General features: G+C 39.4%; 17 protein-coding genes. 5 read left to right on the forward strand and 12 right to left on the reverse strand.

Features of this window, described 5'->3' with window-relative positions; all coding sequences use genetic code 11:
• Positions 1 to 115: 115 nt before the first annotated feature.
• From rhaD to rhaB, 3 genes are read right to left on the reverse strand one after another with little or no spacing between them, the layout of a single operon-like run.
• Complete coding sequence (rhaD, locus tag BLP54_RS05880) at positions 116 to 943, reverse strand: rhamnulose-1-phosphate aldolase (protein WP_090167720.1); 828 nt, start codon at positions 941 to 943, stop codon at positions 116 to 118.
• Positions 944 to 955: 12 nt separating this feature from the next.
• Positions 956 to 2,377 carry an arabinose isomerase gene (locus tag BLP54_RS05885; RefSeq protein ID WP_090167722.1) on the reverse strand — a complete coding sequence of 474 codons (1,422 nt, stop codon included), beginning with the start codon at positions 2,375 to 2,377 and terminating at the stop codon, positions 956 to 958.
• Positions 2,371 to 3,792, reverse strand: coding sequence for a rhamnulokinase (gene rhaB / locus BLP54_RS05890; RefSeq protein ID WP_090167724.1), 1,422 nt, complete (start codon positions 3,790 to 3,792; stop codon positions 2,371 to 2,373). The genes BLP54_RS05885 and rhaB overlap by 7 nt, the downstream gene beginning before the upstream one ends.
• A gap of 113 nt (positions 3,793 to 3,905) precedes the next feature.
• Between rhaB and BLP54_RS05895 the strand changes: the two genes are divergently transcribed.
• Positions 3,906 to 4,871 (forward strand): AraC family transcriptional regulator, encoded by a 966-nt coding sequence (locus BLP54_RS05895; RefSeq protein WP_028246695.1) that lies wholly within the window; start codon positions 3,906 to 3,908, stop codon positions 4,869 to 4,871.
• Here the strand turns inward: BLP54_RS05895 and BLP54_RS05900 are convergent.
• Positions 4,860 to 7,271, reverse strand: a complete 2,412-nt coding sequence (locus tag BLP54_RS05900) for a glycoside hydrolase family 3 N-terminal domain-containing protein (protein ID WP_090167726.1) — start codon at positions 7,269 to 7,271, stop codon at positions 4,860 to 4,862. The two genes, BLP54_RS05895 and BLP54_RS05900, sit on opposite strands and share 12 nt — an antisense overlap.
• A gap of 3 nt (positions 7,272 to 7,274) precedes the next feature.
• A complete protein-coding gene (locus tag BLP54_RS05905; protein WP_090167727.1) occupies positions 7,275 to 8,678 on the reverse strand; it encodes an MFS transporter in 1,404 nt (467 codons plus the stop codon).
• A gap of 147 nt (positions 8,679 to 8,825) precedes the next feature.
• Here BLP54_RS05905 and BLP54_RS05910 point away from each other — a divergent pair, with 147 nt between their 5' ends.
• Positions 8,826 to 9,638, forward strand: coding sequence for an AraC family transcriptional regulator (locus BLP54_RS05910; RefSeq protein ID WP_090167729.1), 813 nt, complete (start codon positions 8,826 to 8,828; stop codon positions 9,636 to 9,638).
• On the opposite strand, the gene BLP54_RS05915 is transcribed toward BLP54_RS05910, so the two are convergent.
• The 5 genes from BLP54_RS05915 to BLP54_RS05935 form a co-directional block, all read right to left on the reverse strand.
• The gene (locus tag BLP54_RS05915) at positions 9,633 to 12,224 is read right to left on the reverse strand and encodes an alpha-L-rhamnosidase (RefSeq protein WP_090167730.1); all 2,592 of its coding nucleotides are present in this window, start codon (positions 12,222 to 12,224) and stop codon (positions 9,633 to 9,635) included. The genes BLP54_RS05910 and BLP54_RS05915 overlap by 6 nt on opposite strands.
• Positions 12,225 to 12,408: 184 nt before the next feature.
• A complete protein-coding gene (locus BLP54_RS05920; RefSeq protein WP_242870639.1) occupies positions 12,409 to 13,878 on the reverse strand; it encodes an MFS transporter in 1,470 nt (489 codons plus the stop codon).
• 3 nt (positions 13,879 to 13,881) lie between these two features.
• The gene (locus tag BLP54_RS05925; protein WP_090167732.1) at positions 13,882 to 14,082 is read right to left on the reverse strand and encodes a hypothetical protein; all 201 of its coding nucleotides are present in this window, start codon (positions 14,080 to 14,082) and stop codon (positions 13,882 to 13,884) included.
• A 4-nt stretch (positions 14,083 to 14,086) separates the two neighbouring features.
• Complete coding sequence (locus BLP54_RS05930; RefSeq protein WP_090167734.1) at positions 14,087 to 15,601, reverse strand: NAD-dependent epimerase/dehydratase family protein; 1,515 nt, start codon at positions 15,599 to 15,601, stop codon at positions 14,087 to 14,089.
• A gap of 16 nt (positions 15,602 to 15,617) precedes the next feature.
• Positions 15,618 to 16,964, reverse strand: a complete 1,347-nt coding sequence (locus tag BLP54_RS05935; protein ID WP_090167736.1) for a glycosyl hydrolase 53 family protein — start codon at positions 16,962 to 16,964, stop codon at positions 15,618 to 15,620.
• 204 nt (positions 16,965 to 17,168) lie between these two features.
• On the opposite strand from BLP54_RS05935, the gene BLP54_RS05940 reads away from it, so the two are divergent.
• The 3 genes from BLP54_RS05940 (at position 17,169) to fucO (ending at position 19,592) form a co-directional block, all read left to right on the forward strand.
• On the forward strand, positions 17,169 to 17,726 hold the full coding sequence (locus tag BLP54_RS05940; RefSeq protein ID WP_090167738.1) for a TetR/AcrR family transcriptional regulator: 558 nt from the start codon (positions 17,169 to 17,171) through the stop codon (positions 17,724 to 17,726).
• A gap of 16 nt (positions 17,727 to 17,742) precedes the next feature.
• Positions 17,743 to 18,288 carry a TetR/AcrR family transcriptional regulator gene (locus BLP54_RS05945; RefSeq protein WP_090167740.1) on the forward strand — a complete coding sequence of 182 codons (546 nt, stop codon included), beginning with the start codon at positions 17,743 to 17,745 and terminating at the stop codon, positions 18,286 to 18,288.
• A 155-nt stretch (positions 18,289 to 18,443) separates the two neighbouring features.
• On the forward strand, positions 18,444 to 19,592 hold the full coding sequence (gene fucO, locus BLP54_RS05950) for a lactaldehyde reductase (RefSeq protein WP_090167743.1): 1,149 nt from the start codon (positions 18,444 to 18,446) through the stop codon (positions 19,590 to 19,592).
• Between the two features lie 136 nt (positions 19,593 to 19,728).
• On the opposite strand, the gene BLP54_RS05955 is transcribed toward fucO, so the two are convergent.
• Together BLP54_RS05955 and BLP54_RS16050 are read right to left on the reverse strand one after the other, a co-directional pair.
• Complete coding sequence (locus BLP54_RS05955; protein ID WP_090167745.1) at positions 19,729 to 20,313, reverse strand: 50S ribosomal protein L25; 585 nt, start codon at positions 20,311 to 20,313, stop codon at positions 19,729 to 19,731.
• A 511-nt stretch (positions 20,314 to 20,824) separates the two neighbouring features.
• Positions 20,825 to 21,466 (reverse strand): site-specific integrase, encoded by a 642-nt coding sequence (locus tag BLP54_RS16050; protein ID WP_242870640.1) that lies wholly within the window; start codon positions 21,464 to 21,466, stop codon positions 20,825 to 20,827.
• Positions 21,467 to 21,534: the final 68 nt, after the last annotated feature.

A 21,534-nucleotide genomic window follows, 5' to 3' on the forward strand; every position in this document is an offset into this window, starting at 1 on the left:
TTTTCTATAAATAAAAGGACCTCGATTGCTCGAAGTCCTCTGCGCTCTGGAGGCTACGATGAAGAAAACGAGATTGAAGTGATATGCTTCAATCTCGTTTTTTCCTTGATTAGGATTATTTTTCATAGAGGAACTTCTCTGGAAGCTCTACTTTGAAATCATTTGCTAAGTGTCTAAACTGATCTGGTGTAATTGTCTGAAGCTTGTTAGGTGTAATAGAAAGAACCTTTACAAGAATCTCTGCAGCCTTTTCTACAGTGTGCATAAGACCAAATGTAAGATCAAAATCTTCACCTGAAGCGAACATACCATGATGAGCCCAAATAGCTACATCATATTGTTCCATAAGCTTAGAGGTTGCAACTGCAATATCCTTTCCACCTGGAACCATCCAATCAACAACGCCAATACCTGAAGGGAATACTACAGGACACTCTGTAGCCATCTCCCAAAGCTCTCTTGTAAATACTTCGTCCTTAAGAGGAAGTACAAATGTAAGAGCGATTGTATTTGTAGTGTGAGCGTGGTAAACAACTCTGTACTTACCATTTGTAACACGCTTCTTTACTTCAAGATTCATAAGGTGTGAAGGAAGCTCTGATGTTGGTCTTCCACCATTTACGAAGCCCCACTGAATCTGATACTTTGTACCAGTCTCATCTACCTTGATGATACCGATAGAATCCTCTGGATCAATGATAACGTTGCGGAAATACTTTCCACTACCTGTTACCATGAAGTACTCATTTGCAAGACCTGGAACCTCTGTGCCGATTTCCTTCCACTGGCCATCTTCTGAAAGGAATTCATTAACAGCTGCAACATCCTCATCCTTCATTCTATATGAGAGGTTACCGCCGTTACGCTCATGCCAGCCCTGCTCCCATCCATCATTTGCCATTCTAATAAAACCTTCAACAAACTTTACTTCTGTTATCTTCATTTCTATATCTCCTTATCTTGTGATGATTTCCACTGGTACATCAAAAATCTTTGCTACCTTTTCAATTACATCGATGTGACGACCGATTGCCGCTGCAAAGTGATGCGTAGGACCTGCTTCGCTCCACTTTGTTACGAACTCACCTGGTGAAATTGCGAATTCTGTACGCATCATTGTGTCACCATTCTGAAGAATCTTTCCTGGTACATTTACACCCTCAGCACATACAAACTTGAAGTGACCTTCACCATCCTGAGTAATTGCAAGATATGTAATATCTCCTTCTGGTGGATAGAACTGTGTAAGGTATCCACCACCTGTCTTGCCGTGGAATACATCTACAATCTTCATAGTAGGCTTCTTAGCCTGAGAGAAATCTGCATCACCAGAACCGCTGTGTCCTATGAGAGTTACTCCATCATTGAAATCGATCGTGTACATTTCTGAAAGCTGGCCAGAACCTGCGATTGTCTTAAGGATGCTCATTGCCATGGCAACCTTGATATCGCCTTCAACAGCACAAGCTGTACCTTGCTTTATTAACATCGAGAATGCTGGGATAAGAAGACTATCAACAACTCCAGCCTGCCCCTTTGCATAACCATCATAGTGAGATGCTACAAAGCCAAGCTTTTCATCCTTAACCCACTGCTCAAATGCAACTACATACTTAGCCATCTCATGAAGCTTCTCTTCATCAACACCGCCAACGATTTCAAAAGTATCTAAGATATCCTCAGCCTTAGCCTTGATAACAGCCTCATCTGTAATATCATCTGCAATAGCCCAAATCTTTTCCCAGTCGAACTGCTTTGTATATACGTGCATTCTTCTGTAAAGATTTGATTCATCGATGTAGAGGTCCATCATACCAGGATATGGTCGACCAATCTGAGCAAGATTTGTCTCTCTAAATCTTCTACGACACTGTGCTGCACGGCACCACTGATCAATTTCCTTTGCAACAGCTGCATCGCCGCCTTCTACTACACCTGTGATAACAGCTGAGCGCTTTCCGTAACGATTTAAGTCTGCTACCATCTCACCAACAGCACCACATGCATATGCTTCACCAAGCCACTCTGCTGTGCCTGCTGTATCGTAATCAAGAGCCTTAAGCTTCTGAAGATTTACAAGTACAACTGGTACATCTAAATCCTTTACCGCTGGAAGCATGTTGTAAGATGTAGCATAAGTAAGAAGCTGCATGAATACTAAATCAACATCTGCTGCCCTGAACAAATCTCCTGCAGCCTGTGACTGCTCCTTTGTGGTAACCACACCACCATCAATGATTTCAACTGTATCAGGGATTGACGCTTTGAAATCCTCAAACTGTTTATTAAACTCTGGAACTAAGCTTGGGAACTGTGGAAGATACGCTCCAAGAGCAATTGAAAAAACTCCCACCTTAGCTTTTGTATTTACTAACATCTTTCTCCTCCTTTTGGATTAAAAACCTCTATATCAAATGACTTATGTACCGCCTCGCGAGCTGCCAAAAGATCTGCCAACGCACCATCTTCAATCATCTGCACCATTGCATTTCCGATGGCTGTTGCTTCTGATGGGCCTGCAAGGACTGTAAGTCCTGTGGCATCGGCTGTAAGCTTATTTAAATATCTGTTTTTACAACCTCCACCGATAATATGAAGCACCTCGTACTGTTTGCCTGTATTTGCGCTAATCTCTTTTATTGTATTTCCGTAGCAAGCTGCCAAACTCTTGTAGATAACTGCAGCAAGCTCTCCTGAGGTTGTTGGAATCTGTTGTCTAGTGTCAGCGCAGGCCTGCTTGATTTCCTCTGTCATGTTCTTTGGCGAAAGGAAACGCTCATCGTTGGCATCCACCAGAGATGGGAAGCTGTTTGCTCTTGCTGCAAGGTCCGCATATTCTGCAAAGCTAAGCGCATCGTTTGCTTCATGGCGAACCTGCTGAATCATCCAAAGACCCATGATATTTTTCAAATATCTGTATCTATAATCGTAACCACCCTCATTTGTGAAATTACTCTTTCTGTCGCAATCACGGGTAAGAGCTTCTGCATTTTCCACCCCCATAAGCGACCAGGTGCCAGAGCTGATGTAAAGTCCTTCATCTCCTAAATGAGGCATTGCCATTACAGCAGAAGCTGTATCATGGCTGGCACACTGAAGCACCTTTAAATCAAAGCCTACTTCCTCTTTGATTTCATCTCTTAGATTACCCACTTCATTACCAGGAAGCTTAAGCTCTAAGAAGATTTCTCTAGGAAGACCAAGCATTTCTATTAACTGATAATCCCACTGCTTGGTGTGAGGATTAACAAGACCTGTTGTTGTCGCGTTGGTATACTCTGATGCTCTAACACCTGTAAGAAGGAAATTTAGATAATCCGGAATCATAAGCAAAATCTTTGCTTCTTTTAACACCTCTGGTCTTTGAAGCTTATCTGCTGTCAATTGATATATTGTGTTGAAAATTGCTTTTTGAATTCCAACTCGCTTATACAATTCTTCTTCAGAAATGATTTTATAAACTTCCTCATCCATTCCATCAGTTCTGTGATCACGATAACCGTATGTATCACCAAGAACCTGTCCCTCTTCATCTAGGAGCACGTAATCAACGCCCCAAGTATCAATGGACATTGAACATGGAATCTTACCAAGTCTTTTGCATTCCTTCATGCCATTTTTGATTTCGTTAAAAAGCTTTTTTGTATCCCAAAGAAGCTTTCCCCCTACATTTGTCATGGCATTTTCGAAACGGTAGATTTCTTCCATCTGAATATTACCGTCTTCAATTGTAAATAGCATATGACGGCCACTTGAGGCCCCAATGTCTACTGCCAAATAATAGTTACTCATAGTTTCACCTCGTTTATGATATGAGTATATATCCTGATAAGCTGACTTTTAAGGTCGTAAAATAATCAAAAATAGGACTTTATTTGCAGCTAAATTCATTCTATAATTTACCTATGGAAAAGAGTTTATTACAGCAGCTATCACAGCTGACAGAGGAAGAACAAGAAATTTTAAAGGGCGGTGTCATTGACAAAAATAGGTACTCCAGCGGCAACAGTTTTGTCATCGACAGCGAGAAGCTATTAAAAAAAGGACGTCTCATAGAAATACGTCCTCATACTCGTTTTGTGCACTTTCCAAAGCACACCCATAACTATGTTGAATTCGTTTATATGGTTTCAGGGGAAACTCATCATATTTTAAATGGAACTGATGAAATCACACTAAAAGCCGGTGAACTTTTATTCTTGAACCAAAATGCTACTCAGGAAATTCTTCCAGCATCAGAGGGTGATGTTGCAATTAACTTTATCCTGCTTCCTGAGTTTTTTGATGAAGCATTACAAATGATTCCAGAAGGAGACTTACTTAGAGACTTTTTGATTTCCACACTGTCTCCAGAATCATCCTTCCTTACTTATCTGCACTTTCCTACTGCAGATATTCTTCCTGTGCAAAATCTTATGGAAAATATGATTTTCACTATGCTAAAACAGGATTCAGAAACAATTATCAATAATATAAATAAGACCACAATGGGTCTACTATTACAGACCCTTTCAGTATATGTTTCTTTGGTCAACCAAGGCACACCATCTCAGTATGAACAAAACCTTTTACTTACTGTTTTGAAATATATTGATGCTCACTATAAGCATGGCACCCTTGAAGCAATTGCTGAACAAACAAAGCAGCCTACCTATTACATAAGTAGACTGCTTAAAAAGCACACTGGTAAAAATTTTAAAGAACAATTGATGACACGTCGTCTTCAACAGGCGGCCTATCTTCTCAGCCACACCACTCTTACCATTGAAGATATTTATACCTACATTGGGTACGATAACAGTAGTTACTTCTACCGCAAATTCAAGGAAGCCTATGGCATGTCTCCTAGAGATTATAGATTAGCCAACTAAGGTATCAATCATTCTAAGTACTCTAGTTGCGTTAATCTGAAGCTGCTCTCTTGAAAGTGAGCCATCCTCAAGAGCGGCCTTCATCCTATTGAAGTCTCCCTTGCAGCCTGGCATAAATAAATCGCCACCTGCTTTAGCAACTTCATTTGAAAGAGCAATTCTGTTGATGGAGTTTTTGTCTGCCATCATTTCAAGAATCCAATCCGTCATTACGATACCCTTAAAGCCATACTCGCATCTCAAGATATCCTCTATTAAGCCTCTATGCTCAGCGGTATGAATTCCATTTAATAGATTGTAGCTTGTCATGATAGCCTTTGGCTGAGTCTTTCTAACACAAAGACCGAAACCTCTTAAATAGATTTCTCTCATGGCACGCTCGCTAACCTTACTATCATTATTGTATCTGTTTGTCTCTGCATTATTGGCAGCATAATGCTTAATTGTGGTACCACAGCCTTTGTGGGTCTGCACACCTTCTGTAATAGCTGCCGCCATCATGCCTGAAACAAATGGATCTTCTGAATAGTACTCAAAGTTACGTCCGCATAGTATACTTCTATGAATGTTAAGAGCTGGAGCAAGCCATAAATGAACTCCAAACATCTCCATTTCTGTTCCAACAATATCGCCAAACTTCTTTGCCAAATCATAGTTAAAGCTCTGGGCAATGGCTGTACCGATAGGAATCATTGTGCATGACTGCTCTTTAATTACAGCATCCTTTGGCACCTTTGTCTTTCCAACCACAAGATTTGCAATGAATCTAACAACAGGTCCCATAGCGTCAGTTACGCTTTCAGGCATGCTGCCTTTTCCTGATGCGTCGTGAGCTCCATTTTCATCCTCAAAATAAGTTCTGCAAAGACGAAGACCTGCAGGGCCATCAGCCATGATTATTGGCTTTACTCCCTTCACCTGAGATGTAGTTTCACCTGCAGCACCTGCCACATGAGAGCCTGCATTTCCAACTGCTGAAAACATTTTAGCATCTGGATTGAAAGCACCGATGCCCATGTAGATAAGCTCCTCATCAGTCATCTTCTTTGCCTGATCTGCGATATCGTATTTACTGTCATAGCTTACTGACTGGCTCTGAAGCTCTGCCGCAAGAATCTGAAGTCTGGCAGCCTCAGCTGGAACAGCTTCAGCGTTTCTTGCTGGTGCCTTAATATCCTTAAAGCCTGGATCTCCAAGGCAGTTCTTTGCCTTAAGACATGTAACAGTAGCATCAAGTGATACTACAGCAGCAATCTTTGTAGCTACTGAACTATTGCCTACGCGAACTAAATAATCGCCTACTTCAAGAATGTAGCTGGCTGTCTCCTCATCATAAGAAGCAACATCCTGTAAATCAAAGGTGAGCTGAAGCTCCTGCTCCTCACCTGCTGCAAGATTATTAGTCTTTGCAAAAGCAACAAGCTCCTGATATGGCTGGTCAAGCTTGCCAGTAGGCTTTGATAAGTAAACCTGAACTACTTCCTTACCAGCACATACGCCAGTATTCTTTACTACCGTATTTACGATAATCTCTGAAGCCTTTGCCTGAACTTTTGTCTCGCCAACTTCAAAATTAGTATAAGAAAGACCGAAGCCGAATGGGAAAAGAGCTTTCTTTCCAAAGGTATCAAAGTAACGATATCCTACATAAATACCTTCTTTATATTTTGTCTCGTTCCAATCTCCGAAGGTTCCCTCATTGCTGTACTGGTCCCATGCTGCCCATGTAGTAGTAAGCTTACCTGATGGATTCTGCTTGCCTACTAAAATATCAGCAAGAACTCTTCCGATATTTACACCAAGCTGAGAAATAAGAAGAATGTTATCAACATCCATAACTGGTGTAAGGTCTACAGCACCGCCAACATTAAGAACAAGCATAAACTTTTGATATCTCTTGTTGAGCTCTAAAATATCTCGAATCTCAGAGTTGTTAAGCTTTACCTCTCCTTCTACCACTTCTCTATCTGAGCCTTCGCCAGAATTACGACTAAGTACATAGATAGCAACATCACCTTCGCCACTAAGTGTAAGATTATGTTCAGGTTCCCTCATGGTCTTGCCCATAATTGCAAGGAAATTGCCCTTTAATTCCTTACGAACTCTCTTATAGAAATCCTTTTTGGCCTTTGCACGAACTTCATCATACTGATTAAGCCAGCTTTTTGATGTAATCTCAAAGCCTTCCTGTTCAAGACCTTCCTCGATAGTGTAGGTAAATCTGGAATTTACCTCACCTGAACCTGTACCGCCCTTGATTGTGTAACGCATACCTGCACCAAAGGCTGCAAGCTTTCCCGGTTTGTCAATTGGAAAGTCCCCGTTTGACTTAAGAAGTACAGCACACTCTGCTGCGTTATTAAGTACAAAATCTAAATGGTTCTTTTCATACTGTTGCATAATTTATGCTCTCTTTCTTTTTTCTATTTCTTGTCTATATTCTGGCAACTTTTTCTCAAGGTCAAACTTAAGTGTTATTACAAACATTATAATAAATAGTGCTAATGGAATATAGATACTAAATGTATAAATAGCCTGTCTTACTGCTGGTGTAAGCACTGTTGCAAATCCATCATAATTTGCAAGAGCAAGGCAAAATACTATAACTGACGAACCAACACCTGAGCCAATTTTGCCTCCAAAGCTTGAAGCTGCCTGAGATGTTGCCACAATTCTCTTACCATATTTATATTCGTTATAATCAATTGTCATGGCTGTCATTACGCCTAGCAAACACATCATTGGAATATTTGCAAAAGTAGCAAAGCATCCAAGGGCTGTGTTATAAACAAAATCTGTAGGATTAATAATTCTAAGAGCTGTTGTCACCATTCCGATAAAGAAAGATATCTTAAGAGATTTAGTGACACCAAGCTTTTTAATCATAGGTCCAATTACCGCAAATCCGATAACTGTTGGAATCAAACCAACACCCCCAAGAATTGCTGTAAGGTTATCATCACCATAAATCCACTTGCAATAATAAGCTCCTGCGCCACTTGTAATTCCGTAAGATAACTGTGAAAGGAATCCCATAATAAGAATCATTACCCAGTATTTATTTCTGAAAAGATTTCCAATAGCTTCCTTGAATGGAACTGCTTCCTCATCATCTTCTACGATAGTTACATCTGCTTCTTTACCAGATTCTACTGCTGTTTCCTTAGAACGGGCATAGCAGATTAAAAGTGTAAGAATAACCATCAAAGCGAAGCCAAAACCAAATTTAACCCATGCGCTCTGATTTCCACCAAGAGCATTTGTAATTGGGATAATGCCGATAGCAATTATCATTCCTGAAACATATCCAGCAGCCGCTCTCCATGTTCCCATAATTCCACGCTCCTGCTGGCTGTTTGTTCTAACTACCATCAGTGAACTATAAGGAATTGCAATTGCTGTATAAACGATAGCTGTTAGAAGAATATTTGTGATAAGCATATATGCTAACTTTAATCCTTCTGAGGCATTAGCCGGAACTGTAAACAACGCAACAATTACAACTGCAGCTGGAATAGCCATCTTAAGCAACCAAGGTCTGTACTTTTCTTTACCTGGCTTTGTATGGTCAATAATATTACCCATGATGATGTCTGTAAAAGCATCAATCACCTTGCAAATCATTAATACCGCAGTAACTGTGGCTGCTGCTACACCAACTTTATCAGTGTAAAAGTAAGCAATCTGTGCAACAAGGCCAGACATAGCATTCAATGCAAACATACCGAGGGAATCTGCAAAATAATCCCCTGTTCTCATAACCTTTTGGACTCCATCATGGTCCTTCCCCAATGGTTTTTTTGACATTTTTTCAATCCTCCTTAAAATACAAGGCTTTTCTCCCTAGCCCTAAACTGTAATTGTATTTTAAAGAGTGACAGACTTATTTTGTTGTAATCACGTGAAAAATGTTGTAATATCGTGTCGTAATACTATGTTTAACCGGAGGGCGCTATGGCATCGGATTCATCAATTATTGAACTTAATATTGCCGGAATGCTTGATAAAATTCTTAGTGATCTTGAAGAACACAACAGATTAACTGAAAAGAAAATTGGCAAACATCATTCCGACCAGTTAATGGAAAATAAAGAAAATGAGCTTTACCATGACACCTACTACTTCGAGCAGGAATACTATTCCTATGTTGAGAAAGGTGATGTAGAGGGATTAAAAGAATTCATTAAAAAGATTCCTAATATGAATGTTGGGCGAACTGCTACAGATTCTGTTCGTCAGGCTAAAAATATTTTTATTGCCTCTACTACTCTTATCACAAGACGTGCCATAGACGGTGGTTTAGACATAGAAACAGCTTACCAGTTATCAGACTCATATATCTTAGAAGCTGAAAAAATGTCTGATGTTAATGCCATTAATATTTTAAATATGACCTGCATCATTGATTTCGCAAAACGTGTTTCCGAAGCAAAGGTTCCTATGGGGATGTCAAAGGAAATCTTTTCTGTTATTCAATACATATCTAATCACGTAAATACGAATATCACTGTAGAGCAAATAGCTGAAGAGCTTCACGTGGACAGAAGTACTCTATCTAAAAAATTCAAGCGTGAGCTTGGCTTTAACATCAGTACCTACATCATGCGCCGCAAATTAGAAGAAGCAAAGAGCCTCCTCCATTACACTGACAAAACTATCAGCGAAATCAGTGAGTATCTTTGCTTCTCATCACAGAGCTATTTTCAAAATGTATTTAAAGCAAAATACGGCATTACTCCTAAGGACTATCGCAATCAGCCTTTATAGGTCATAGGATCCAAATCCTAAAACTTTAGTCTCGTTGCCTGGAAGAATAACCTGTGCTGTGGTATTGGAAGGAATTTCTATGTGGTACTCATATGTGCCATCCTCCTTCTTTTTCCAGCTGCTGGTTACAGTTCCATATATACTGTCATAACTAAAGCTTGCATTTGTAAAGCTTCCGCCTGGATGTGGTGCAATCACAAAATGGTTCTCTCCATCCATCTTCACACCACACATCTCGTCAAATACCCATTCGCATACAGCGCCCTTTGAATAATGATTAAGGGATGCTATTCCGCCACCCTTACCATTGTCAGATGTTGGACCATCCCAGTCCTCCCAGATTGTGGTAGCGCCAGTTTTAGGCATGTATAACCAGCCTGGCTTCTCTTCATTTTCAAGAAGCTTATAGGCATATTCGATATCAATCTGCTGGAGCACATAGAGAATTAATGGTGTAGATAAAAATCCGGTTCCAACTCTCCAATTGTATTTCTCAAGTGCTTTAATTAGTCTGTGCTTCGCAAATACGGTTTGATCCTCATTTAAAAGATTAAAATACAATGGACGAACAAGCTTCGCCTGTCTTTCAGTATCAAGCTTAAAGCCATCTGTTTCTACAAGCTTTTGATATGTACGCTTTGCACCATCTCGATATTCCTTGAACTTTGGAATGTCATCCACTCTTCCAAGCTCCTCTGCAATTTCTATCATAAGAGACATTACATATGATAAATATGCAGTAGCAACCTCAGGCTGTGATTTTATGAAATCCTTCCAGCTCATAGAATGAACCTCTGCTGGCTCAGCCCACTCACCATAATGCTGCCCAATGTTGTAGAGGTATTTTCTATCCTCCTTACTAAGCTTTACCTTTTCAGAATTCATAAATTTGGTTTTGCCAGTTCTGCCTATCATGTAATGAGCATACTTTTTCATATTCTCATAGTACTTTTCGATAATCTGTTTATCTCCGTACTTTTTCCACAAACGGTATGGAATCATAATACCAGCATCAGACCAGCCAGTAGACCCGTTCATAACACGCATATAGGAATCTGTTCCACCTTCTGGTGCAATCTGAGGGAAGCAGCCATCCTCTGTCTGCCAATCACATAAATCATTCTGATATTTAAGTGCAAATGGTTCGTAATTCACCATGTAACTTGCGGTATTAACAAAAAGCTGTGCATCACCAGACCATCCATGACGCTCACGTGTAGGACAATCAGTAGGAAGGTCGGCTGAATTGTTCTTTAAAGACCATAATGTGTTTTCCACGAACTGATTTAGAAGCTTGTTTGAACTATCAAATCTGAAGGTTCTTTCAAAATTTGAATAAACTGCAATGGCAGTGAAGTCTTCAGGATTGATTTCAAAATCAGCCTCTACTAACACATACTGAAATCCAAAGATTGCGAAACGAGTCTTGTAATTATTGGCTCCATCTTTACAGAAATACTCTACCTGCTGAAGAGGAGTAACCAAATCTTTTCTGGCGCATTGAATATTCTTCTGGGTAAATTCTCCATCACTATCAAGCTTTTCTCCAAAACGCATAAAGATACGCTGTCCTGCCTTGGCTGTCACATTGAATTCTATATAACCTGCAATATTTTGACCAAAATCAAGAACAGTTTTTCCTGTTGGAGTCTTAATCAGCTTAGGATTTGATAATCTCTCGTTTTCTGTAAGAGACAAGCTGTTTGACGCAGAAGGTGTTATATTATGATTTGTAATCTTGGCAAATGCCCAATTCGTCTTTACGAAGTCATCTAATCGGGCATCGTAAATTTCTCCATCTTTGTTATCAGCGAATCTAATAGGACCTTCATTTGTCCACTGCCATTTATCATCAGTCACAACATAACCCACTGTTCCATCTGTATATCTGATTTCTATCTGTGCAATAAGTTTTGTCTCAGAACCATAATAGTTCTTCATGCCCCATGCACCTACAGAGCCTCTGTACCAGCCATCTGCTAACATAAAGCACAGCTGGTTTTCACCACTACGTATTTGCGATGTTATATCTACTGTCTGATACTGGATTCTCTTTCTATAATCTGTGATTCCTGGAGCTAGACAGAAATCACCAATCTTTTCTCCATTAATCTGACCTTCATAAATACCGCAGGCAGTCATATATGCTCTTGCAGATTTTACCTTTTTATCACTTGAAATCAGAAATGACTTTTTGAAGCAGTCCACTGGATATCTTTTCTTTTTATCTACTTCATAATTGCCAGTAATCCACTCTGCTCTCCAGTCATCTGCATCAAGTAATCCTATTTCAAAAGTAGCCAAGTCGCTTACTTCACCAGCCTCATCATTTTCATCCCAAAGCTGCACCTGCCACTGAATATAATCACGACTTTTTAGCTTATTTCCGCTCCACGGGATAAGATGCATCTGGTTAGATGTAACCTTTCCTGTGTTCATCACTTCATTTCCATCTGAATTATAAGCTATAATCTGGTAAGCACTCTGTCTAATTCCACCCTCACAGTTCCAACTAAATCTTGGTTCTGTGACATCAATCCCAATAGGATTTGTTAAGTATTCAGTTTTTAAGTTAATTGCTTTCATTACCTTCTCCACTTCTATAGATACATTTTTCTATGAATTCTACCTTTTGTCACAGACGACTTATTGTAGATATGTGAAATATATTGTATATATGTGTTCTACTATTTTCTTCTTATCTTTCTTTCCATCTTTTCATGCATAATTGGAAGTAAAAATTCCATTTTAATAATTGCACCAATGATTGCTACTGTTTTCGCTGAAGAATTTCTTCCTGTTCCTTTTCAATTACCTTTTCAACATCAAGGTAGTGTAATAAAACAGCGCAAACCAAACCTGTGAATGCCTCAAGGCCTACAAAAAAAATCGTAATTACGTTTTGTGTTGCATCACTCTGAACCACACCTGTAGTTACCCCAGTAGCCGCATCAAACACTGGGGCTACATACCCTGATAAACTAAGTCCAAGATTTAAAACACCCGTAGCCACTCCCGCTGCTACAGTCGTAATAATTGAATATACAGACATGGCCATACCATCACATCTAAAGTGATGTCTCCACTCCAAATGATCCAATACATCTGCAAATAAAGCCATGAATATATAAGCTGAAGGCAATGCTCCAATGTTCTTAATAAACTGACCTCCAAGGACTACAGGAAGACTCTTTGGTGCAATAAAACAAATCAAACTTCCAATGGCCATAAGAATAAAGCCTGCCACAGTGGTATTCTTCTTACCAAACTTCTTTGCTATAGGCCACACAGCAAATAGTCCAATTCCCATTGGTAATCCGCCTAATATCGATACCAGTGATTGAGTATATCCATCGTTATAGGTACCAAGCACATAATTACAGTAATAAACGAGAGATGTGTTTTTCAACTGAGCTGCAACTAGATTTATCGCAAAATAGGCAAAAATAATAAGGCAGTATTTATCTGTAAAAATAGCCTTTAGCTGTTGCCTTCCAGTAGGTTGATGTAATTCAGGACTTGCTGCCGCCCCTGCGTTCTCCAACGTAATTCTCTCTCTCGTGAAGTAGTATTCCATAACAATTAACGGAAATGCGATAATCGAAAGTGTAGAGATAGTTATCAACCAAAGCTTTTGATTAGCGCCAATCACAGGCAAAATCACTGCTGGGAAAAATAGGGCCGCAAGAATTCCCGTCATCATGGTATTAGAGATATTGTTTAATACAGATAAATTTCCTCTCTGCTCAATCTTTCTAGTAGAAAGAGGAACCATAAGGTTATGACTCATATTAAAAAGATTAAATGCCAATCCATAAAACAGATTGAATGAAACCACCACCCAGATTGCCTGCACAGTCACATTGCTGCTTGGCACAATACAAAGCAATATTCCACTTAAGGTTATTAGCGGAGCTGACATCAGAAGCCAGGGTCTCGCCTTACCTTCTTTAGTCTTTGTCTTATCAATCCATCTTCCAATTAGGATGTTTATAAAAGCCCCAAGGATTCTGGATACAATTGGGAAAATGGCCAAAAACAATCCAGCCCCAACAACAGTAAGATTCAATACATCCGTGTAAAAAACATTTAAGTATGAGGCAAGGACCCCATTTAAGAGCAATGCTCCTGTGGGTCCTATTAAATAACCTAGATACTTTTCTTTTTTTGTTGTGTCTTCCGAGCTAATTCTTGAAGCCAAAAAATGGCTGTCAAAAATCTTATTTACTTTAGTAACCAAAGATTATTCTCCTCGCATTGAAATAGAATTTACTTTCTTATCCATGATGTCTTTGCAAAGTTTCATAGAATCAGCAATAGCGCCTTCAATATCATCTGGCTGAACGCCAAGCTTTTCAGCGCCTTCTTCTTTTTTCATTTCAGGAGGAAGTACTGCTGCCTCAGAACCTAGTAGTCCTGTACCGCCAATCATAAATATTTTCATTCCATTACACCTCTAATTCATTAACAATTTTTGGATATTCCCTAAGTTCATCCTCGTCATGAAGTGGATTCCAAACCTGCGCAAAGAACTTATCTTTCTTAGCTCTGTTGCCATAATTCCAAGATTTGCGCTCGCACTCGTCGCACCAGTGACCACCCTCTAGAATAAGTCTTGGGCTTCCAGTGAAGTGATGACCATACTGGCAGGTGAACTTAAGTGGAGTTTTCCAATCACCTGTAGTCATTTCTGTAGAGTCGCAGGTACCACCTCTAAATTCTGCAGCCCCCTTCATATCTTCGAGAGTAAGCTCTGACTCAGGCTTAGTCTCATCATAACCATGGTCGATAGCAACTACTGTATCCCAATCTTTGAAACCATCTACGTCACTTACCTTTTCAGGAAGCTTTTCCCAGGCTTTCTTGCTGCCCCAGTATGCATCGATACAAGCTTCATCGTTTTCATTAATCCATCGTCTGGTTCCATGCTCGCCTAGCTGATACTTCTTAAAAGTCTGACGGATAATCCATCCCATGAACTTTTGTCCGCCTGGAAGCTTATTAATAACCTGTGCAAATGGTTTTGCCGCTCCCACCTCTTTCAGATATGCAGCATAAAAATACTGCATTGAATCTGATCTAAAATGTAAATAGTCCTCTAATTTATCTGAATCCAAATAATACTGCCCATGGAAATTTCTTGTGGCATTGTACTTTGGCTCGATAACTGAATCCAAGGAAGTAAATCCCATTTCGCCATACATGATTTTGTACATATCAATTGTGACAACTCGACATTCTTCGCCACCGCCAATATTATAGATATGTCCCCAGAAATCCTCTGAAAGGCTTCCATCATTATCAAAGGCAGCAAGATTTCTCATAGCTCGACCACTGTCTCTATCTGAGACATACTCAAGTACATTATCAAGACAATTGTGAAACTGGATCGAGTCTCTAATCTTTGCCATTGCAGTTCCCATAATTCCTGTCTGTCTAAGGCTTACCCAATATTTAAGACCAGACTCTACAACAAGACGCTCTGCCGCAACCTTAGACACTGCATAATAGTCATACATACTAGGCTTGATTGGATCACCAACTCTACCCCAATGGATAGGAGGCATTCTGTCTCCAGTTTCAGCAACAGTTCCAATAGAAACATACTTTGTAGCATCCTGCTGACCCAACTCATATAACGCATTTACGAAGTTCTTTGTAGAGCCATAATTTACTTCCATTGCCTTCTTAGGGAAGTAATCTGCAGTTGGTGATACAAAGGCAGCTATGTGAATAATAAGGTCACAACCTCTCACAGCCTCAACTACAAATCTGTAATTTGTTAAATCACCAAGCATAATCGTTACACGCTTGTTGCCCTCAAACTCCCGTAATCTTTCCTTTGACTTGTCATTTGGTAAGTCGCAGACAACAATCTCGTAATCACATCCATCTTCTGCCATCTGTCTGAGAGACTCATATCCCATTCCACCAGCAGCTCCTGTCAATAATACTTTTTTCATCTCTAATTCTTCCTTTTTAGTTAATATCTATAAGCAAGCTCTCCTTTGGAGTGCCATGCTTATTCTCATCAAAATTAAACATTGGCATTGTGCCCCAATCCTCATAATCGGCAGCCCAATATCTAATACCAATTACTCCGTGGGTTTTGCCCCACTCAACAACATCCTTATATATAGAAGCCTGTCCTTCTTCTGTGTTGGCATAGCCCTTTGTAGCCTTATTCCAGCCTGCAAATGCTCCGGACATTTCGCCTGAAGGATAAGAAAACTCTCCTATAAATACAGGCACGCCGCATTTCTTATTGATAGTCATTACAGTCTTCTTAAATAAAATCGATGAATCCTTATACATTGATGGGGCACTTGGATAATAACTAATTCCTGCTGTGTCCACTTTATATCCATTCTTTGCAAGACAATTGAAATATCTTGAGCAAGCATTTGGAGTCATAACTACTGTTGCTATATGAGTCGAGAATTTTACATTAGTAGAATCAATACCCAGGTCATCATATGCTTCAAGAATTCCTGCCTTAACAGCTGCAAACTCCTTTGCGTTATACTGCCAAATATTTTTCTCTAACCATGATGGCGCAAAAAGAGGTGTTACATATCTTGCAAAATCAGCAACCTTTTCAAGCTTAGGATTAACTGCTGTCTTAAGGCCAAGACTTACTCCGGCGAATCCAAAGTTTGCCTCGTTACCCAGATTCCAGTTATCTACTGTGCAACCTGTATTTAAAATCTCTGTTGCCAAAAACTTGCCATATGCATGTAATACTGTTTCAATTTCTTCTAATGAAAGCTCACTCCAATCCTTACCATTTTGTAATGAGTAAATCTCTGGATACTCATCGAAGCGAGGCGCTTGCTGTGTTTCCATATCCATGTATGTGTATGCACACATCACTTCAGGATTTATAGGAATATTTAGCTTTGCTGCAAGCTTGCATAACTCCATTGCCTGATCAAAGGTATGTACATTCGCATTTGTGTCTATCACACCATCTGTCTCATCCCTATCTGTTACATGACGCTTTGTAGCTATTCGCACATACATCTCTGTGGCTCCCTTATCTATATAAAGCTGTTCAAGCTCTTCGATATTTGTTATTTGTCTGCCCTCGTATTCATAGGTATAGCCTTTTTCAAAACCAGTAGCTGTAAATGGACTTACAGATAACGCATATCTAAAATCTTCATCTGTCTGCACTGGCTTATATCCTATTTCTGTATAAAAGAACTGAGCTGATAAAACCTTTACAGCTATTAGCGATACTAAAACCAGTATTGTAACGATTACCTTCTTACTTCTTTTCCATTCCTTTATTCCCCCAACAAAGCTTGATATTGCCTGCTTCATGGTTTTCTCCTTTTTCATTTGCTTGTTTTTGTGAGCTCTTGACTGTATAATATAGACACGGTGTACAGTTTACAACTTGCAATATTTTTTAGAACGTATTGTTTACTACACTTTTTGATAATGTGTAGTGTTTAGAATGATTTGTTTAATGGATGTGCTATTAAAAATCTAAAAATTTTGTTAAAAGTATTAAGGAGAAATAAAATGGCTGTCAAAAACAACAGAAGAACCCTGGTGACCAAAAGAATTTTGAAGGAATCTCTGCTTTCACTTATGGCAGAAAAGCCTATTACAAAGATTTCAATAAAGGAGATTTGCGACCTTTCAGAGATGAGCCGCTCCACCTTTTACCTGCACTATCAGGATCAGTTTGAACTGCTTAAAGATATTGAAAATGAAGTTTTAGATAAATCCTTTGAAGCTTTAGAAGATTTGGGTGGAGATTTCAACACTATAGAATCTATAGAGAACTTTCTTAATTATGTAAAATCAAATAAAGAAACCTTTGGTGTCCTGCTTTGCCAGTCAGATACCATCGATTTTCAAAATGCAATAATAGAAAAGATTGCTAATCACGTTAAGGAATCTGTTCCTGATTTTAATCAGATGAAATCCGATAAATACATCTTCGTATTTATAATGAATGGTTCTTTGAACGTACTAAGAACCTGGATAATGAATGATTTTGATATGGCTGTGCCTGAAATGGCTTCACTCATATTCTGGTGCAACCACAATATTACTACCGCGAAAAATTCATAAAGGGTGTACATAGATTATGGATATTAAGTATAAACTTGCAGAAGCGATGAAGACTTGCATGAAGACTACATCTGTAGAAAACATTACCGTTAAGCAGATTGTAGAAACAGCAGGCGTCTCCAGACAAAGCTTCTATAGAAACTTCATAGATAAGTATGACTTGGTGAACTGGTACTTCGACCGCTTACTTGAGCAGTCATTCAAAGAAATAGGAAAAGGTGAAACCATCAGAGAAGGGCTTATAAAAAAGTTTCAGTACATAAAGCTGGAAAAGCTCTTCTTCACTGCTGGATTCAAGGGGGATGAGCAAAATAATCTTAAAGAACATGACTTTATAATGATTTATGAATTTTATTGTGCTCTTATAAGAGAAAAAACCGGCACACCTCCGAATACCAAAACCAGAAAACTGCTTGAAATGTACTGCTGGTCATCTATTTACATGACAGTTCAATGGCTAATAAAAGGCATGAAGGAATCAGAGGAAAGCCTTGCAGATTTGATGATAGACGCCATGCCACCAATGTTACAATCACTGTTTAAAGAAATACACATACTATAAGAAAGAGCCTGTGGAACCACTCCACAGGCTTTTGTTCTATGTTACACAATCTCACTTTTGTAACTTATATTCTCCATGTCACGAATGCTAAAATATATTTGTAAAGTGTGTTAAATAATTAACACAATAGTCTGTTTAAAAAGGAGAATAAAAACATGGCAAACAGAATTTCACTCAATGCCACATCTTATCATGGTGCTGGCGCAATCAGCGAAGTAGTGACAGAAATTAACAATAACGGTTTTAAAAAAGCATTCGTAGCATCAGATCCAGATCTTATTAAGTTTGGTGTTACAGGAAAGGTTACAGATCTTCTTGATGCAGCAAAGATTCCTTATGAAATCTACTCTGACATCAAGCCAAACCCAACAATCGAAAACGTAAAAAATGGTGTTGAAGCGTTCAAAAAATCAGGTGCTGACTGCATCGTTGCAATCGGTGGCGGTTCTTCAATGGATACTTCAAAGGCTATCGGTATCATCATCACAAACCCTGAGTTTGAAGATGTTCGTTCACTTGAGGGCGTTGCTCCTACAAAGAATCCATGCGTACCTATCATCGCTGTTCCAACTACAGCTGGTACAGCTGCTGAGGTTACAATCAACTACGTAATCACAGACGTTGAGAAGGAAAGAAAGTTCGTATGCGTTGATACACACGATATGCCTATCGTAGCTATTGTTGATCCTGAAATGATGTCTTCAATGCCTAAGGGTCTTACAGTTGCAACAGGAATGGATGCTCTTACACACGCAATCGAAGGCTACACAACACGCGCTGCTTGGGAAATGACCGATATGTTCCATCTTGAAGCTATCCGTCTTATCTCTTCTAACTTACGCGACGCTGTAGAAAACAAGAAGTCTGGCCGTGAGGGAATGGCTCTTGGTCAGTACATTGCTGGTATGGGATTCTCAAATGTAGGTCTTGGTATTGATCACGCTATGGCTCATACTCTTTCAGCTCACTATGACACACCACATGGTGTTGCATGTGCTATGTTCCTTCCAATCTCTATGGAGTTCAACCGCGAGTTCACCGGGGAAAGATTACGTGAGGTCGCTAGAGCTATGGGTGTTCAGGGCGTAGACAACATGACTCAGGACGAATACAGAGATGCAGCTATCGCTGCTGTAAAGAAGCTTTCAGAGGATGTAGGAATTCCTACAACTCTTGATAAGATTAAAGAAGAAGACCTTGATACACTTGCAACAGATGCACTTAACGATGCATGCTATCCAGGTAACCCACGTGAGGCTACAAAGGAGCAGGTAATCGAGATGTTTAGAATGCTTATGGCATAATTATTTTTCCCATAAATAGAGCCCCAGCACTTGCTCAATGTCATTAAGTTAACATTGCGGTGGAGGCTATGCCAACTTTTGAAATGAGCAGTTAAAAAGGAGCCTCCAACTTGGAGACTCCTTACGTCACTATTCCCTATGAAGCTGCCTGAGCAGAATCCTCATCCTCAGCATCAGCAACCTGATTCTTTGCTGCAATAACCTCAACAACTACTTGGTCAGCGTTTGTGGTTACATTAACTTTCTTATTCTTTGAAATAGCAAGATCTGCAACCGTTACAGTATCACCAAGTCTCAGTGAGCTACAGTCTATTTCAATCTTCTCAACTACATCTTCGGCCTTTGCTTTGTAAGCCACCTCTGATACTAGCTGCTCTAAAACACCTTCTGTAACTGCTTCCTTGTTTTCAAGAACAACCTCTGCTGTTGCATGGATAACCTCGCCTTTAACAAGCTCCTGGAAATCCATCTCTACAATCTGATGCTTGGCTGCATCATAATGTAGCTCCTTAAGTAACACATTGTACTTCTTTCCTTCCAAATCAAGGGTCATTTGAGTGTGTCCACTCTTTCTTAAGCTTTCAGCCTCTTTAACCTCGAACTGGAGTGGGATTGATTGTTCGATATCCTTACCGAACAGGTTACCTGTAACGTAGCCTTCTCTTCTCAACCTCTTTGCTTTCTTTTCCATGTCACGTCTTTGTACTCTGTAAGTATCCATTTGTCTCTTCCTCCTAAAATACAAATATTTGAGCAGGGAAATTTGCGGAATGTCGATATTCAATTGGCGTTTCGTATTTTCTCGTGTTCGACTATGTTATAGTCCTCTTCTTTAAAATAGTCAAGTCTAATATTCGAGTATTTACGGATGGCATCTACCACATGGATTATAGCCATAATTAATCAGTTCTTCCCTTAATCCATGGTATGACTGCTTATTTTTATCTTTGATATCAGCGACTGATTTGCAATCTACCTTAAATCTTTAGCTTACAAAAAATCATATTGGTTCTTGTATTAAGACTAATAACACGATTAGTCACTCTTTAATTGCTTCTTAAATAGCCCTTAAACAGCGAATTTACGCTATTTAAAGACTACTTAGTCAAACAGGGGACGAGAGAATCGAACTATATATCTCCATCTCCTGGATTGTGTTAATTGTTGATTTTATGGGCTTTACAAGATTTTTCTGAAAACTGTAAATCAGTGACCTCAGTGACTTTTGTAATTTAAATGCCTTTCAAAGCCGCTCGAACCTGTTCTCTCTTGTTTGCCCTGCTCTTATTTGAATAATAGTAAATCTTCCTTGTGGTAGAAATATCTTTGTGTCCCATCTGCTCTGCCACAATACTGTCATCTACATTATTGTCAATAAGAGTTGTTCCATATGTTTTTCTAATTTTGTGAGTAGATCTTGGTGGAATACCTACTTTCTCACATACTCTGGTCAATCTATGATTGAAGGTACCAGAACGAATTCGCTTGCCTTCGTTCTCGAAAAGAAATGTTCCTTGTGGATTCAGCTCCTTTATGGCTCTTAAAGTATTTTGCGCTTCTGCAGGCAAAAAGATTTCTCTGTAGCCAGCTTCGGTTTTTGGTACTTCAGCAACTTCCAACCTCCACTTGCCATCGTCATCTCTATACTTTACCTCAGTTCGCCTTATCAGAATACTATCCTCAGTAGTATCCTCAAATCTTAAGGCAGCAATCTCTCCTATTCTGGCTCCTGTTTCAAACTGTAGCTTTAATCCCAGGTTCCATATATCTTGATTGTACTTCAAATAGGTAAGAATACATTCCACTTCATCTTCATTGAAGACCTCTTTATCTCTATCTTTGTACTTTCTTTCAAATATACTGTTGGAAAGCATTAAGTCCCCGAAAAAGTTCGTGATACTTAAATCAGTATATCCGGCTCTTTTGCCATATCTGAAAATAC

Source organism: Pseudobutyrivibrio sp. 49, assembly GCF_900100545.1.
GTDB lineage: Bacteria > Bacillota > Clostridia > Lachnospirales > Lachnospiraceae > Pseudobutyrivibrio.